This is a genomic window from Rhodosalinus sp. 5P4, assembly GCF_041365695.1.
GTDB lineage: Bacteria > Pseudomonadota > Alphaproteobacteria > Rhodobacterales > Rhodobacteraceae > Rhodosalinus.
On the sequence record NZ_JBGFSJ010000003.1, the window covers coordinates 457,833 to 472,762 of the forward strand.

Below are 14,930 nucleotides of genomic sequence, written 5' to 3' on the forward strand. Positions count from 1 at the left end.
GCGAACATTTCAAGTAAAATCCCTCTTGCCCGTACTTTCCCGCACCACGGTTAAGAAGTAGTTTAACCGTGCAGGACAGGGGAGGTCGGACGCGCGCCATGCTGGTTTTCGCGAAGCAGGGTCTGGTGTTTCTCGCCGTGCCCAAGACCGGTACGACCGCCTACGCGGAGGCCCTCGCCCCCCATGCGAGCCTCGTTGTGCGCGACCCGCCCGAGCTCAAGCACGCGCCGATCTGGCGCTACAACCGCTTCTTCAGGCCGATGCTGGAAAAGTTCGCGGGCGAGATGGAGACCATCGCGGTCGTGCGCGAACCGGAAAGCTGGCTCGGGAGCTGGTATCGCTACCGGCGGCGGCCCTTCACGCGGGGCAAGCCCGTCTCCACCGAACAGCTCGGCTTCGACGCGTTCGTCCAGGGCTACCTTTCGGAGCCGCAGCCCGCCTGGGCGCGGGTCGGCAGCCAGTCGGCATTTCTCGCGCCGCGGCGCAATGGCACGGCAGCCGATCATGTCTTTCGCTACGAGGCGCCCGGATCGCTGCTGGATTTCCTCGAGGCGCGCTTGGGCGTCCGGCCGGCGCCGGCCCGGCGCAATGTGTCGCCCGAGGCGCCGCTCGAGCTTGCGCCAACAACGCGCGCGGCGTTGCGGGAGGTCTGCGCGGAGGATTACGCGCTTTGGGAGGGAAGCCGGTGAGTGCCCGGAAACGGTGGCCGCCCCGGGTCAGTGCAGCTGGCGCTGCACGGTTTCGGTAAGCTCATCGAGCGAGAAAGGCTTCGGGAGAAACACCGCGTTCGGGATGTCTGTGCTCTCGCGACCGAAGCTTTCCTCGGCGTAGCCCGAAACGAACACCACCCGAATGCCGGGATGATCGCGCAGCGCCTCGCGCACCCAGCTCGGCCCGTCGCGTCCCGGCATCACCACGTCGGTCACGAAGACATCGACGTCGAGGTCGCTCCCGCGCAGCGTTTCGAGCGCCTCCTCCGCCGATCCGGCCTCCAGCACGGTATGTCCCCGCAGCCTGAGCGCACGCGACGCGAAGGCCCGCACGGGCACCTCGTCCTCGACCAGCAGCACGACCGCCTCGCGGTGTGCCAGGGCGCGCCCGGCCTCGGGCGCGGCGCCGTCCCGCGGGCTGGCCTCGGCCGCATCGGCCGGGGCGGGAAAAAGCAGCGTGAACGTCGCACCCTCCCCGGGGCCGCTGTCCACGAAGACGAAGCCGCCGGTCTGCTTGACGATGCCGTAGACCGTGGAAAGGCCGAGCCCCGTGCCCTCCCCGGTCCGCTTGGTGGTGTAGAAGGGCTCGAACACCTTGCCGATCTTGTCCGGCGGAATGCCGACGCCCTCATCCGCGACCCTGACCGCGACGTAATCACCCGGCGGCACCTCGGCGCGGTCGCGCCGCCAGGGGTCGGCGAGGTGGAGGCGCTGCGTTTCGATCCGGATCTCCCCGCCACGCGGCATGGCATCGCGCGCGTTCACAACGAGGTTCATCAGCACCTGCTCGAGCTGGCGCTTGTCGGCGCGGATCGGCGGCAGATCGGGATCATGCACCAGCGTGAGCGACACGCGTTCGCCCACCAGTCGGTTCAGCAGATGGGTAAGATCCGCCAGCGTGTCGCGCAGGTCGAGCCGTTCCGGCCGAAGCGTCTGCTTGCGCGAGAAGGCGAGAAGCTGACCCACCAGCGCCGCGGCGCGGTTCGCGTTCTGGTGGATCTGGACAAGATCCCCGTAGTCGGGATCGCCCTGGTCGCGGCGCAGCAACAACAGATCGCAGTGCCCCGAGATCGCGGTCAGCAGATTGTTGAAGTCGTGCGCCACCCCGCCGGCGAGCTGCCCGATCGCCTGCATCTTCTGGCTTTGCACGAACTGCGCCTCCAGCGATTTGAGCTCCGTCGCGTCGTGCAGGACAGCCAGCAGCGCGGACGCCCCGCGCTCCGTGATCGCGCTCAGCGTGACCTGCACGAACACCTCCTGGTCGCGCCGCGTCAGCCGCAGGAATTCCGAGCGCACCACGCCCCTCGCCGCTTCCTCCAGCCAGGTGTCCAGGGGGCGGCCCAGCCCCTCCATCAGGTCGGCGAGCCGCGTGCCGGGCTCGGGGTCGTTGCCCAGAAGCCTTTGCGCATCGCCGTTGGCGGCGAGAACCCGCCCGTCGGCGCCAAGCTTCAGCAGCGCGACGGGCAGCCTGTCGATCGTCTCCCGGTCGGAGGCCGGCACGGGGTCCGTCCGCGCGGGCGCGGGAAACAGATAGAGATCGCGGCGGCCGCCACCGCCCTCGCCCTCGGCCACGAGGCAATCCAGGGAGCCCTCGGCGGCAGCGACCCGGGCCACCTCTCCCGACACGGGCGGCGCGTCGAAGATCTGGCTCAGCGATTTCACCCGCGCGCCGAGCAGACGCCGCGCCGCGTCGTTCATGAACAGGATCGCGCCGCCGCGCCCGGCGGTGAGCCGCGGAATGCCGAGCGTGTCGCCGCCGCCCGCCGCGGCGGCGCGGTCCCCGAAACTTTCGACCCGCCACAGCAGCGCCCCCGGGCCGATCCGTTGCGCCGAGAGCCGCAGATTGCCCTTGCGGGTCACCACGTCCTCGCGCGCAGCACCCGCAGCCTGCGCCTTGAGCGACAGCCGGCCGAGCACGGCCGAGGGGCTGGCCAGCGTGCTGCGGAGCGCACCTGCCAGCGTCTCGTGCGCCTCTGCGTTGTAGATTCGTTCCGCCGCGGCGTTCCAGAGGCAGAGCGCCCCGGCCTCGTCGGACAGAAGGCACGGCACCGCGTCGTGCCGGACGAACTCCGCGATCGCGGCGAAGTTGCGGCGCCGGCGGCGCGCCGACCAGGTTTCCGCCGCGCGGATGATCGCCGACAGCACCAGAAGCGTCGCCCCCGCGGCGAAGGCTCCGGCGGCGAAGGCGGGCGACGGAGCCATCGCGCCCGCGGCGACCATCAAGATGCCGATGAACGGGAGCAGCCAGAAGCGGCGCGACATCTGCCAGTCGGCACGCGGAGACGTCGCGAGAGAGAGCATCGTTTCGGACACCGGGTCGGGGCACCTTTTCGATTCGAGCCACGGGCCATTACGTCCGGCGATGCTTAAGCGCGACTTAACGCCGGACGAAGACACCTCTGAGTTGCATAATGCGCGGCCTCACTGGGCCGTCAATACCGCGAGAAAGAAACCATCGCCGCTTGGGCCCGGCAACCACAGGTGGCAATCGGTCCGCACCCAACCGGGGTTTCGGGCAAGAAACGCCTCCACCTGTGCGCGGTTCTCGCCCTCGAGGACCGAACAGGTCGCATAGGCCAGCCGTCCGCCCGGCGCCACGAATTGGGCCGCGGTCTCGAGGATGCGGGCCTGCAGAGCCTCGAGCCCGGCAAGACCTTCGGGATCGAGCCGCCACTTGGCCTCGGGATCGCGCCGCCAGGACCCGCTTCCGGAACATGGCGCATCGCAGAGCACGATATCGAAAGGGCCCTCGGCCGCAGGATCGTCCACGATCCTGACATCTGCCTGCGCGCGCGCCGCACGCGCAGGCAGATCGCGCATGCGCCGCGGATGCGCGTCATGCGCCCAGACCGGCGCCCGCGCCAGCGCGGCGAGCGCCAGCGTCTTCCCCCCGCCTCCGGCGCAGTAATCGAGCACCCGGCCCCCCGCGCGCGGCGCAAGCCGCGCGACCACGGCCTGGCTGGCCGCGTCCTGAAGCTCCACCAGCCCGTCGAGATAGGCCCGGCTGCGCGCGACAAGACGCGCGCCTTCCGTGACCTCGAGGGCGGTCTCGACGGTCTCGACGGGGCGCGCGCAAATCCCCTCTCCGGCGAGCGCGGCCACGGCGCCCGCGCGGTCCGTCCGCAACAGGTTCACGCGCAGATGCACCGGCGCCCGGTCGCGAAGCGCGCGCGCCGCGCCATCCGCGTCCGTCCCGAGCGAGGCCTCGAACCGGTCCCAGAGCCAATCGGGCAAATCGCGCGCGGCCGCCCCCTCGGGCGGGTTGCCGGCGGTTCGCTCGGCCTCCGACAGGGGAGGCGGCGCGTGGCCGACACCCGTGAAGACGCTGTCCGGATCCTCGCCCGCGTCCCGCAACCGTCCCAGCATCAGCCCGCGCCCGGTGTCCGCCCCGCCCCGCGCGGCATAGGACCGCCGCCTGCGCAGCGCGTCGAAGACGAGATCGCGAAGCGCCCGGCGATCCTTCGATCCGGCGAAGCGCGAGCGCCGCGCCCAGCCCGAAAGCGCCGGCTCGGCCGGGGCGCCGGCGAGGATCTCGTCGAGGACCTCGGCGGCGGCCGCGACCCGCGCCGCGGGCGTCACGCGCCGCCCCCGCGCCTGCGCTCAGCCAAGGCGGTAGTTCGGGCTTTCGCGGGTGATCTGCACGTCGTGCACGTGGCTTTCCTTGAGCCCCGCGCCCGTGATCCGCACGAACCGGCAGCCGCGGCGCATCTCGGGCACCGTGCCGCAGCCGGTGTAGCCCATCGCCGCGCGCAGCCCGCCCACGAGCTGGTAGACCACCGAGGAGGCCGGGCCCTTGTAGGGCACCTGCCCCTCGATGCCCTCGGGCACCAGCTTGTCCGACGCCGCGTCCTTCTGGAAATACCGGTCGGCGGAGCCGTGCGCCATGGCCCCAAGGCTTCCCATCCCGCGATACGACTTAAAGCTCCGGCCCTGGTAGAGGATCACCTCGCCCGGGCTTTCGTCGGTGCCCGCGAGGATCGAGCCCACCATCGCGCAGGACGCCCCGGCCGCGATCGCCTTGGCGAGATCGCCCGAGAACTTTATGCCGCCATCGGCGATCACCGGCACGTCGCCCGCCGCGGCGGCGCAGTCCATCACGGCGGTGAACTGCGGCATGCCAACGCCGGCGACCACGCGCGTCGTGCAGATCGAGCCGGGCCCGATGCCCACCTTTACCGCATCCGCGCCCGCGTCGATGAGGGCGCGGGTGGCCTCGGCGGTCGCGACGTTGCCCGCGACCACCTGCACCTCGTTCGACAGCCGCTTGACCCGCGTGACCGCTTCGGCGACGGCGGCGGAATGGCCGTGGGCGGTGTCGATCACGATCAGGTCGCAGCCCGCGTCGATCAACGCCTCGGACCGCTCGAAACCCGCATCGCCCACCGTGGTGGCCGCCGCGCAGCGCAGCCGGCCCAGCCCGTCTTTGCAGGCCGTGGGGTTCAGGACCGCCTGCTCGGTGTCCTTGAGCGTCAGAAGGCCGGTCAGCCTGCCCGACGCGTCTGTCACCAGCAGCTTCTCGATCCGCCGCGCCTTCATGAGGCTCTTGGCCTCCTCGCGGTCCGCGGGCTCCCGCAGGATGGCGAGGTTCTCTGAGGTCATCATCACCCGCACGGGCGTGTCGTCGTCGGTGGCGAAGCGCATGTCGCGGTTGGTGACGATGCCGACGACATGGCCCCGCTCGTCCACGACGGGAAAGCCGGTGACGCGGTAACGTTCCTGCAGCGCCTTCGCATCGGCGAGCGTCTGGTCGGGGCGCAGGGTGATCGGGTTGTAGACGATGCCGGACTCGAAGCGCTTCACGCGACGCACCTCCCGCGCCTGCACCTCCACGTCGAGGTTGCGGTGGATGACGCCCATGCCGCCCGCCTGGGCCATGGTGATCGCCATCTGGCTTTCGGTCACCGTGTCCATCGCCGAGCTGAGCAGCGGGATGTTGAGCGCGATCGCCTTCGTGACATGGGTGGCCGTGCTCGCCTCGCCCGGCAGCACCGAAGAGGCGCCCGGTACAAGCAGCACGTCGTCGAAGGTAAGGGCCTCGCGAATCTCCATGTCCGTCCTGTCCTCGGCTGGGATCGTTTGGCGCTTCCCTATTGCATGGATGGCGGGGAGGCGAAAGACCGATTCCGGCTGGACGGGCCGCCGGTCGGGCGGCAGGCTCCGGGTGACGTGGAACGGGGGTCCGAATGGCCGGACATGGTTACGAGACGGGGCGGCTCGACCTGCCCTTCACCGGTATCGCGAGCTTCGGCAAGCGCGAGATCCAGACCGACTGGGGCGCGATCGCGGCCGACGCCGCGATTTTAGGCGCGCCCTTCGATGCAGGCACCCAGTGGCGCGCGGGGGCGCGGTTCGGGCCGAGGGCGGTGCGCGACGCCTCCACGCTTTTCAGCTTCGGCCACGCCGGCGCCTACGACCACGAGGACGACGCGACCTACCTGCCCGCCTCTGTGCGCATCGCGGATATCGGCGACGCCGATATCGTCCATACCGACACCGAGAAGAGCCACGCCAACATCGAGGCGGGCGTGCGCGCGATCCTCGACGCGGGCGCGCTGCCGGTGGTGATCGGCGGCGATCACTCGGTGAACATCCCATGCATCCGCGCCTTCGCGGGGCGCGGCGACATCCACGTCCTCCAGATCGACGCGCATCTCGATTTCGTGGACGAGCGCCACGGCGTGCGCCACGGCCACGGCAACCCGATGCGCCGCGCCGCCGAGCAGGCGCATGTCACCGGACTGACGCAGATCGGCATCCGCAACGTGAGCTCCACCGCGCGCGAGGGCTACGAGGATGCCCGCCGCATGGGCTCGGACATCCTGTCGGTCCGGCAGGCGCGCCGCCTCGGCGCCAAGGCGCTGGCCGAAAGGCTGCCCGAAGGCGCGCGGATCTACGTCACGATCGACATCGACGCCTTCTGCCCCTCGATCGCGCCCGGGACCGGCACGCCCAGCCATGGCGGCTTTCTCTACTACGAGGTGCTGGAGCTTCTTCAGGAGGTCGCGCGGCGTCACGAGGTTGCGGGCCTCGACCTCGTCGAGGTCGCGCCCGACTACGACCCGACGGGCTCCACCCAGATCCTCGCCGCACAGCTTCTCCTGAACTTTCTCGGCTTCATCTTCCACGCTCGCGGCGCGCGCTGAGACGAGGACCGCGGGCGGGGCGGCACGGCCCCGTCCCGCGTCGCTCGCGTTTCGCGCCGTCCGGGGGAACGGACACGGCGCGCGGGCGCGCGGGGATCGCCATCGGGACCGGCCTCCGGGGGCCGGCCGCCCCGGGCGCGGCGTGGCGCGTCAGCCCCGGCCGCGGATCGAAAGATGACGCGGCCATGCAAGATTCTGCCGGTTGCGGGCCGACACGCGGCCTTCGACGTCCTATGTTCGGGCGGCGCATCGAAATGAGCGAGGTCCACACAGCATGAGTACCGATCCCCTCGTCGTCTTCACGCCTTCGGGCAAGCGGGGGCGCTTTCCGGCGGGCACGCCCGTCCTGACCGCGGCGCGCCAGCTCGGCGTCGATCTCGACTCTGTCTGCGGCGGGCGGGGCATCTGTTCCAAGTGCCAGGTGACGCCCTCCTACGGCGAATTCTCCAAGCACGGCGTCACGGTGCGCGAGGGCGCGCTTTCGGAGTGGAACGCGGTCGAGGCGCGTTACGACAGCAAGCGCGGGCTGAAGCCGGGCCGGCGCCTGGGATGCCAGGCACAGATCCTGGGCGACGTGGTGATCGACGTGCCGGCCGAAAGCCAGGTCCATCGGCAGATCGTGCGCAAGTCCGCCGCCGTGCGCGCGATCGAGATGGACCCGGCCACGCGGCTTCACCTCGTCGTGGTGGACGAGCCCGACATGCACGAGCCGACCGGCGACCTGGAGCGCGTGGCGCGCGCCCTCAAGGCGCAATGGGACGTGGAGGAGATCGCCGCGGACCCGACCCTGCTTGCGAAATTGCAACCCGTTCTGCGGAAAGGCGGCTGGCAGATCACCGTGGCCTTGCACAAATCCCACAAGGAGGCGGTTCCGCGCATCCTGGAGGTCTGGCCGGGCCTGCACGAGGGCGGGCTTTACGGCCTCGCCATAGATCTCGGCTCCACGACCATCGCCGCGCATCTCACCGACCTCGACACCGGCGAGGTCAAGGCGTCCTCGGGGATCATGAACCCGCAGATCCGCTTCGGCGAGGACCTGATGAGCCGGGTGAGCTACGCCATGATGAACGAGAACGGCGCGGCCGAGATGACCCGCGCGGTGCGGGAGGCCATTGACGCGCTCGCCGTCGAGATCGCCCGCGAGGCGGAGATCGACCCCGCGCTCATCGTGGAGACGGTCTTCGTCTGCAACCCGGTGATGCACCACCTTTTGCTCGGCATCGACCCGGTGGAGCTCGGCCAGGCGCCCTTTGCGCTGGCGACCTCGGATTCGATCGCGATGGACGCGCGCGATCTCGGTCTCTGCGCCATCAACCCGCGCGCGCGCAGCTACATCCTGCCCTGCATCGCCGGGCATGTGGGGGCCGATGCGGCCGCTGTGGCTCTTTCCGAAGAACCCGGCAAATCAGATGACTTGGCGCTCATCGTGGATGTGGGCACGAACGCCGAGATCCTGCTCGGCGACCGCTCGCGGGTGCTGGCCTGCTCCTCGCCCACCGGCCCGGCCTTCGAGGGCGCGCAGATCAGTTCGGGCCAGCGCGCCGCGCCGGGGGCCATCGAGGCGATCCGCATCGACCCCGAGACGAAGGAGCCGCGCTTCCGCGTCATCGGCTGCGATCTCTGGTCCGACGAGGACGGCTTCGCCGACGCCATCGCCGAGACGGGGATCACCGGCATCTGCGGCTCGGGCATCATCGAGGCGGTGGCGGAACTGCGCATGGCCGGGATCATGGACGCGGGCGGGCTCATCGGCTCGGCTGCGCAGACCGGCACGGCGCGCTGCTTCGCGGAGGGGCGGACCCACGCCTATCTCGTCCACGACGCCACCGCCGAGGGCGGGCCGCGCATCGCGGTCACCCAGGGCGACATCCGCGCCATCCAGCTTGCCAAATCGGCGCTTTACGCGGGCGCGCGCCTGCTCATGGACGAGCGCGGCGTGGACAAGGTGGACCGCGTGGTGCTCGCCGGGGCCTTCGGCGCGCACATCTCCCCCAAGCACGCCATGGTGCTCGGCATGATCCCCGACGTGCCGCTCGACAAGGTGACCTCCGCCGGTAACGCCGCCGGCACCGGGGCGCGCATCGCGCTTTGCAACATCGGCGCGCGGGCCGAGATCGAGCGCACGGTGCGGCGCATCACCAAGGTGGAGACCGCGATCGAGCCCCGCTTCCAGGAGCATTTCGTGGCCGCCAACGCCATTCCGCACGCAACCGATCCGTTTCCGGAACTCTCTCGCATCGTGCCGCTGCCGCAGGTCAGTTTCAACACGGGCGGCGGGGAGGACGACGGCGGGCGCCGGCGACGGCGCCGGCGGGCCTGACGCCCCGCACGGGGCCTTGACCGGCCGCGGGGCACGCTGCTAGATAACGGCGCTGGGCCGGGCGGGTATGATGTAATGGTAGCCTGTCAGCTTCCCAAGCTGAACGCGCGGGTTCGATTCCCGCTACCCGCTCCAAGGCCGGCCCCGGATCCTTCCCGAGACATCACGGAAATCGGGCCCGCGTGCCAAGACATGCCGCGTCGGCGACCCCCGCGCGCCAAGGGTGTGCAGCGGGTCTTTGGCCCTCCGTTCGCGCAATGACCGGATGGGGCGCGGCCGTCGCAGGCATCGCCGCGCGCGCCTCAGACCTCGGCGCGCAGCCGCGTGCGCAGCGCCGCGATCCGCTCGGCCACGCCGGGCGTGGGCGGGCCCTCGCGCGGCGCGTCTCGAAGCGTGGTGAACCAGTGCTCCGGCGGGTTGCGGCCCAGCCGGTGCGTCCAGCGCAGCCCGCGAAGCACCTCTTCGGCCGCAGGCGGCAAACGCTCGGGGATCTCGTGGCCCGCGAGCGTGGCCCAGACACTGGTCCAGGCGCGCCCGACCGACCAGGGGTTGTAGCCGCCGCCCCCGAGCACGATCAGCCGCGGCGCGAGCGGGCGAAGCGCGCGCACGGCGGCCAGATGCGCGTTGTTGGACCAGGCGAGGCGCGACAGCGGATCCTCCGTCACCGCGTCCGCGCCGCATTGCAGCACGATCGCGTCGGGCCGGTGCCGCGCGACGGCGGGCAGAATCAGTTCGTCGAGCGCCCGCGCGGCATCGCCGTCATGGGCGCCGCGCGGCAATGGCAGGTTGAGGGCGACACCGCCCGCGTGATCCGCGAGCGCGCCGGTGAAAGGCCAGCGCCGCTCCTCGTGGGTGGACACGAGCAACATGCCCTCGGCGCCCGCGAATGCCGCCTCCACCCCGTCGGCATGGTGGGCGTCGATGTCCACATAGGCGAGCCGCCCGAGGCCCAGCGTGCGCAGACGCGTCAGAGCCAGCACCGGGTCGTTGAGGTAGCAGAACCCGGCAGCCCGATCCGCCATGCCGTGATGCGTGCCCCCGCCGGGATTGTGGACGACTCCGCCGCCCGCCACAAGTTCCGCCGCGAGGAGCGAGCCGCCCGCGGCGGTGGCCGGCCGCCGGAACATTTCGGGGAAGACCGGATTGGACGGGGTGCCGAGCCCGTGACGCGCGCGGGTCGCCGCATCGACCGACTGGGTTTCCTCGGCGCGGGCGAGTGCGGCGATATAGGCGGGCGTGTGGAAGGCAGCGAGCGCCGCGGGCCGGGCGCGCGGGCTCTGCCGGAACTGTCCGGGCGCGATCCAGCCCAGCCGGCGCGCCAGGTCGGTGACGGTGGGCACGCGGGGCACCCGCAGGGGGTGATCCGGCCCGTAGCTCGAGCCGCGGTAGATTTCCGAACCTATGAAGAGGGGCATGTCCATACCGGGCATTCTAGCGTCCGCGCCGGCCGCGGCGAGCGCGGCCCGCCATCGCAGGGCGGAGCGTCCGGTGGCGCGCGGCGCGGGCACGCGGCGGGGAAGGGCCCCTACCCTTCGGCCTTCTCCGCAAGCTCCAGCCATTCCTCCTCGGCCGCGGAAAGCTTTTCCTGCCGCGTGGCGAGCGCCTCTGTCGCCTTGGCGAACTTGACCGGATCGCGCGCGTAAAGCTCGGGGTCGGAGAGAAGCCCCTCCAGCCTGCCGATCTCGGCCTCGAGTCGCGCGATCTCGTCGGGCAGCGACTCCAGCCGGTGCTTCTGGGTGAAGGACAGCTTCGCCGCGGCGGCCGCGCCACCCTCCTGAGGCTTCCCGCCGGACTTCTTCGGTTTGCCCTTCGCCTTCTGGCCGCCCCCCTCGGGCGCGAAGGGATCCCCGCCGCGCTGGGACAGGTAGTCCGACCAGCCCCCGGCATAGACGGTGGCGTGGCCGTCGCCTTCCATCGCGACCGTCACCGTCGCCACGCGGTCGAGGAAATCCCGGTCGTGGCTGACGACCAGAACCGTGCCGTCATAGGCGTCGAGCAGTTCCTGCAAGAGATCGAGCGTCTCCACGTCGAGGTCGTTCGTCGGCTCGTCGAGCACGAGCAGGTTCGATTCCCGCGCCATGAGCCTGGCCAGCAGAAGCCGCGCGCGCTCGCCCCCCGACAGCGCACGGACCGGCGCGCGCGCCTGCCGCTCGTCGAACAGGAAATCCTTGAGATAGCCCACGACGTGGCGCGGCTGACCGCGCACGATGATCTGGTCGGCCTGTCCCGACACCCGCATCTCGGGATCGCCGGTCAGGTTCTCCCAGAGCGAGGCGTCCCAGTCGAGCCGCGCCCGCGCCTGGTCGAAGATGGCCGGCACGAGGTTCGTGCCGTGCCGGACACGCCCCCGATCCGGCGGCACCTCGCCCATGAGCATCTTCAGAAGCGTCGTCTTGCCCACGCCGTTCGGACCCACGAACGCCACCCGGTCGCCGCGCAGGATGCGAAGCGAGAAGTCGCTGAGGATGGTCTTGCCGTCGTAGGATTTCGCGATGCCTTCGGCCTCGATCACGCGCCGCCCCGAGGCCGGCCCCGATTCGAGCGCCATGGCCGCCGCGCCCTGCCGGCGGATCATCGACGCGCGCTCTTCGCGCAGGGATTTCAACGCGCGCAGCCGGCCCTGGTTGCGCTTGCGCCGCGCGCTGATGCCTTCCACCGCCCAGCGCCCCTCGGCACGGATCTTGCGGTCCATCTTGTGGCGCGCCTGGTCCTCCTCCTCCCAGACCTTGTCGCGCCAGGCCTCGAAGCCGCCGAAGCCGACCTCTGCCCGGCGCACCTGCCCGCGGTCGATCCAGAGCGTCGCGCGCGTCAGCGCATCGAGGAAGGCGCGGTCGTGGCTGATGACGACGAAGGCCTTGCGCGTGGCCGAAAGCTGCGCCTCGAGCCACCGGATCGCCGCGATGTCGAGGTGGTTCGTCGGCTCGTCGAGAAGCATGAGCTCAGGATCCTCGGCCATCAGCCGCGCGAGCGCGGCGCGGCGCCGCTCTCCGCCCGACGCGGCCGCGACCTCGCGGGCGGGATCGAAAGCAAGGCCCTCGGCGGCCTGCTCCACGCGGTACTCCTCTCCCGGTTCCAGGCTGGCCGCGGCGAAGTCGCCGAGCGTGGCGAACCCCGCCATCTCGGGCTCCTGTTCCATGTAGCCCACACTCACGCCCGGCGGCACGACCCGCGTACCGGCATCGGGCTCCACCAGGCCGGCCATGACCTTCAGCAGCGTCGACTTTCCCGACCCGTTACGCCCGACGAGGGCGAGCCGGTCGCCGGGATGCACCACGAGATCGAGATCCGCGAAGAGCGGCTCCCCCCCGAAACCGAGGGAGATGCCCGAAAGTTGCAGGAGCGGAGCCTTCACCATGACGCGCAGCTAAGCGCGGCGCGCGCGAAGGTCAACGTGGATGGCTACTGCGCGACGGCGCGAAGAAGCCGCTTGCGCGCGGGCGGGATCGCGCCGATCTCGAGCCCTGTGAAGACGTGCAGCGTGTTCATGTGGTCGTCCACGACCGCGTGGTCGCTCACCCATCCCCCCATCAGCAGGTAGCTTCTGAGAAGCGGCGGCATCCGCAGCATGGCCTGGCGCGTGTCGGGCTTGCACCGCGCGAGGCGCTGCGCGAAGCGGAAGACGTTGGGCGCCTTCACCCTGGGCAGCCAGCGCTTCGGTGCGAGGTGCCGCTCCTTCAGCATGGCGAAGGCGTCGAGGTAGCGTGCGGCGTCGGTGCCCGGGAAGGAGGCGCAGCCGAACAGAAGATCCACGCCCGTATCGTCGACATACCGCGTCAGCGCCCCCCAGGCCACGCGCAGGATGTCCGGGTCCTGGATGTCGGGATGGATGCAGAAGCGTCCCATTTCCGCAAGGCGCCCCTCATACGCCTCGAGCGCCGAAAGCTCATAGAACTGCGCGGAGTAGCTGCGCGATATCTCGCACCCGCCGTGAAGCGGCAGGATGCGGAAACAGCAGACCAGCCTGCCCCCCCGCGCCTCCTCGACGAGAAAGTGCGTGCAGCGCCCGTCGAAGTCGTCCGCATCGAGGCCGCCACCATCGGCACGATGGCGCGCGAAGGCAAGATGGCGCAGGCGTTGCGCGGCGCGCAGGTCTTCGACGCCTTCGGCGATCCGGGCGCGGTAGCGCCCTTTGCTCAACCCGATCATGGTATGGCCCCGTGCGCGGTAACCTGCAGGAAGAGGCTACGAAGCCCGTCCCTGACAGACAAGCATGACGGCGGCGTGACGCAAGGGCGCCGCTGCGCGTCAGTCGATGAAATCTTCCGCCGAGAACGCGCCGATGCGGCGCAGGAGCTGGCGCAGGAAGCCCACGCTGCTGCCGGTCTCGGTGACGCGGCGAGAGAGCGTGACCACGCGCCCCTGCTCGAGGCCGAAGCGCTCGATGTTGCGCACCGTTCCGGTGTCGTCGAAGCTGATCGCGAGCACCTCGCGGCTGACTTCCTCGGGCGCGCGCCACGCGAAGCGGCGGACGCGGCTTTCGACGTAATAGAAGCCGCTCACATCCGTGAGGCCGGCGGTGCTGGGCGTGCCGATGGTCTCGGACACCGTGTCGCGCGTGTCCAGGCCGACGACGATCGCGTCGAGGTCTTCCTGTGGCGGAATATAGCCGTGCGTGCGATACTGTGCACTGCAAGCGGACAGGCCGGACAGCACCGCGATCGCGAGGGCGGCTCTCAGCCCGAAACTCCTAAGCCTCATTGCGGCCCTCTTGTCTTGCCTGTCCACGGCTTCTATCCCGCATAGCGAAGGATGAAAAGCCGTTCAAGCCAGGGGAGCACGCGCACCCATGACCGACCCCTCCCGGCCGTCAGACCCGTCGCCCCGGATCCTGCGCCTTGCAGAACTGCCGCAGGACGCGCCCACCGCATTCGCGCTCGAACCCGATGCCGGGACACGCGCGGCGCTCGCCGAGACGCTCGGGATAGACGCGATCCGCAAGCTGCGCTTCACGGGCACCCTCGCGCCGGAGGGCCGGAGCGACTGGCACCTCGAGGGCGTGCTCGGCGCGACGGTGGTGCAGCCCTGCGTCGTCACGCTCGCGCCCGTCGCAACGCGAATCGACACCACGGTGACGCGCCGCTATCTCGCCGGGTTCGATCTGCCCGAAACCGCGGCCGAGGTGGAGATGCCCGAGGACGTCACCTCCGAGCTCCTGCCGGAGCGCGTGGACCTGATGGCGGTGATGACGGAGGCGCTGGCCCTCTCGCTGCCGGACTATCCCCGCGCCGAGGGCGTGGAGCTCGGCACGGCGCAGGCGGCGCCGCCCGGCGTCGCGCCGCTTTCGGACGAGGAGCTGAAACCCTTCGCGGGCTTGCAGGGCCTGCGCGACAAGCTGCGCCGCGACTCCTGAAAGGACCGCCGCTCGCGCGGCCCGAGAAATGCCTTGCGCGGCGCGGGATTCGCTGTATTTTCGCGCCTTCATCCGGATTTGGGGTTGCCCTCCGGGCGCGATCACGGCTAAGCGCCGGCTCACGCCAATTGCGCGCGCCCCGCGCGGGCTTCCACCGCGCCGACCGACACATAGAGAAAGCCGAGGTCTGTCATGGCCGTTCAACAGAACAAAGTTTCGAAGTCGCGCCGCAACAACCGCCGCGCGCACGACGCGCTGGTCGCGGTGAATCCCAACGAGTGCCCGAACTGCGGCGAGCTGAAGCGCCCGCACCACGTCTGCGCGTCCTGCGGCCACTATGCCGACCGCGAGGTGGTCGTGATGGCGGACGAGATCGACCTGGACGAGGACGCCGCCTGAGGCACACT

The 14,930-nt window shown here is 70.7% G+C and carries 12 protein-coding genes and 1 tRNA gene; 6 read left to right on the forward strand and 7 right to left on the reverse strand.

The window, feature by feature from the left end; genetic code table 11:
* Positions 1 to 98: 98 nt before the first annotated feature.
* The gene (locus AB6A69_RS07640) at positions 99 to 689 is read left to right on the forward strand and encodes a gamma-glutamyl kinase (protein ID WP_371060323.1); all 591 of its coding nucleotides are present in this window, start codon (positions 99 to 101) and stop codon (positions 687 to 689) included.
* 27 nt (positions 690 to 716) lie between these two features.
* Here the strand turns inward: AB6A69_RS07640 and AB6A69_RS07645 are convergent, their stop codons facing one another.
* From AB6A69_RS07645 to guaB, 3 genes are all read right to left on the reverse strand, one after another.
* On the reverse strand, positions 717 to 3,023 hold the full coding sequence (locus AB6A69_RS07645) for an ATP-binding protein (protein WP_371060324.1): 2,307 nt from the start codon (positions 3,021 to 3,023) through the stop codon (positions 717 to 719).
* 108 nt (positions 3,024 to 3,131) lie between these two features.
* A complete protein-coding gene (locus AB6A69_RS07650) occupies positions 3,132 to 4,289 on the reverse strand; it encodes an RsmB/NOP family class I SAM-dependent RNA methyltransferase (protein WP_371060325.1) in 1,158 nt (385 codons plus the stop codon).
* 21 nt (positions 4,290 to 4,310) lie between these two features.
* A complete protein-coding gene (gene guaB, locus AB6A69_RS07655) occupies positions 4,311 to 5,759 on the reverse strand; it encodes an IMP dehydrogenase (protein ID WP_371037726.1) in 1,449 nt (482 codons plus the stop codon).
* A 134-nt stretch (positions 5,760 to 5,893) separates the two neighbouring features.
* On the opposite strand from guaB, the gene speB reads away from it, so the two are divergent.
* The 3 genes from speB to AB6A69_RS07670 all read left to right on the forward strand — a co-directional run bounded on the left by speB (position 5,894) and on the right by AB6A69_RS07670 (position 9,308).
* The gene (speB, locus tag AB6A69_RS07660) at positions 5,894 to 6,853 is read left to right on the forward strand and encodes an agmatinase (RefSeq protein WP_371060326.1); all 960 of its coding nucleotides are present in this window, start codon (positions 5,894 to 5,896) and stop codon (positions 6,851 to 6,853) included.
* 274 nt (positions 6,854 to 7,127) lie between these two features.
* Complete coding sequence (locus tag AB6A69_RS07665) at positions 7,128 to 9,173, forward strand: ASKHA domain-containing protein (RefSeq protein ID WP_371060327.1); 2,046 nt, start codon at positions 7,128 to 7,130, stop codon at positions 9,171 to 9,173.
* Between the two features lie 61 nt (positions 9,174 to 9,234).
* Positions 9,235 to 9,308: transfer RNA gene (locus AB6A69_RS07670), tRNA-Gly, on the forward strand.
* A 167-nt stretch (positions 9,309 to 9,475) separates the two neighbouring features.
* Here AB6A69_RS07670 and AB6A69_RS07675 read toward each other — a convergent pair.
* From AB6A69_RS07675 to AB6A69_RS07690, 4 genes are all read right to left on the reverse strand, one after another.
* Positions 9,476 to 10,594, reverse strand: a complete 1,119-nt coding sequence (locus AB6A69_RS07675; protein WP_371037976.1) for an acetoin utilization protein AcuC — start codon at positions 10,592 to 10,594, stop codon at positions 9,476 to 9,478.
* A gap of 104 nt (positions 10,595 to 10,698) precedes the next feature.
* Positions 10,699 to 12,528, reverse strand: a complete 1,830-nt coding sequence (locus AB6A69_RS07680; protein WP_371060328.1) for an ABC-F family ATP-binding cassette domain-containing protein — start codon at positions 12,526 to 12,528, stop codon at positions 10,699 to 10,701.
* Positions 12,529 to 12,572: 44 nt separating this feature from the next.
* The gene (locus AB6A69_RS07685) at positions 12,573 to 13,319 is read right to left on the reverse strand and encodes a GNAT family N-acetyltransferase (protein ID WP_371060329.1); all 747 of its coding nucleotides are present in this window, start codon (positions 13,317 to 13,319) and stop codon (positions 12,573 to 12,575) included.
* 99 nt (positions 13,320 to 13,418) lie between these two features.
* Positions 13,419 to 13,871: an outer membrane protein assembly factor BamE gene (locus AB6A69_RS07690; protein WP_371054414.1), complete on the reverse strand. Its 453-nt coding sequence runs from the start codon at positions 13,869 to 13,871 to the stop codon at positions 13,419 to 13,421.
* Positions 13,872 to 13,959: 88 nt separating this feature from the next.
* Between AB6A69_RS07690 and AB6A69_RS07695 the strand changes: the two genes are divergently transcribed.
* Both AB6A69_RS07695 and rpmF read left to right on the forward strand, forming a co-directional pair.
* Positions 13,960 to 14,523, forward strand: coding sequence for a DUF177 domain-containing protein (locus tag AB6A69_RS07695; RefSeq protein WP_371060330.1), 564 nt, complete (start codon positions 13,960 to 13,962; stop codon positions 14,521 to 14,523).
* A 192-nt stretch (positions 14,524 to 14,715) separates the two neighbouring features.
* Positions 14,716 to 14,922 carry a 50S ribosomal protein L32 gene (gene rpmF, locus AB6A69_RS07700; RefSeq protein ID WP_371037733.1) on the forward strand — a complete coding sequence of 69 codons (207 nt, stop codon included), beginning with the start codon at positions 14,716 to 14,718 and terminating at the stop codon, positions 14,920 to 14,922.
* Positions 14,923 to 14,930: the final 8 nt, after the last annotated feature.

What these genes read in the sequence shown, in the direction of transcription:
- AB6A69_RS07640 (WP_371060323.1), top strand. Translation starts at nt 99, where the DNA reads ATGCTGGTTTTCGCGAAGCAGGGTCTGGTGTTTCTCGCCGTGCCCAAG.
- guaB (WP_371037726.1), bottom strand. Translation starts at nt 5,759, where the DNA reads ATGGAGATTCGCGAGGCCCTTACCTTCGACGACGTGCTGCTTGTACCG.
- speB (WP_371060326.1), top strand. Translation starts at nt 5,894, where the DNA reads ATGGCCGGACATGGTTACGAGACGGGGCGGCTCGACCTGCCCTTCACC.
- AB6A69_RS07665 (WP_371060327.1), top strand. Translation starts at nt 7,128, where the DNA reads ATGAGTACCGATCCCCTCGTCGTCTTCACGCCTTCGGGCAAGCGGGGG.
- AB6A69_RS07675 (WP_371037976.1), bottom strand. Translation starts at nt 10,594, where the DNA reads ATGGACATGCCCCTCTTCATAGGTTCGGAAATCTACCGCGGCTCGAGC.
- AB6A69_RS07680 (WP_371060328.1), bottom strand. Translation starts at nt 12,528, where the DNA reads ATGGTGAAGGCTCCGCTCCTGCAACTTTCGGGCATCTCCCTCGGTTTC.
- AB6A69_RS07685 (WP_371060329.1), bottom strand. Translation starts at nt 13,319, where the DNA reads ATGATCGGGTTGAGCAAAGGGCGCTACCGCGCCCGGATCGCCGAAGGC.
- AB6A69_RS07690 (WP_371054414.1), bottom strand. Translation starts at nt 13,871, where the DNA reads ATGAGGCTTAGGAGTTTCGGGCTGAGAGCCGCCCTCGCGATCGCGGTG.
- AB6A69_RS07695 (WP_371060330.1), top strand. Translation starts at nt 13,960, where the DNA reads ATGACCGACCCCTCCCGGCCGTCAGACCCGTCGCCCCGGATCCTGCGC.
- rpmF (WP_371037733.1), top strand. Translation starts at nt 14,716, where the DNA reads ATGGCCGTTCAACAGAACAAAGTTTCGAAGTCGCGCCGCAACAACCGC.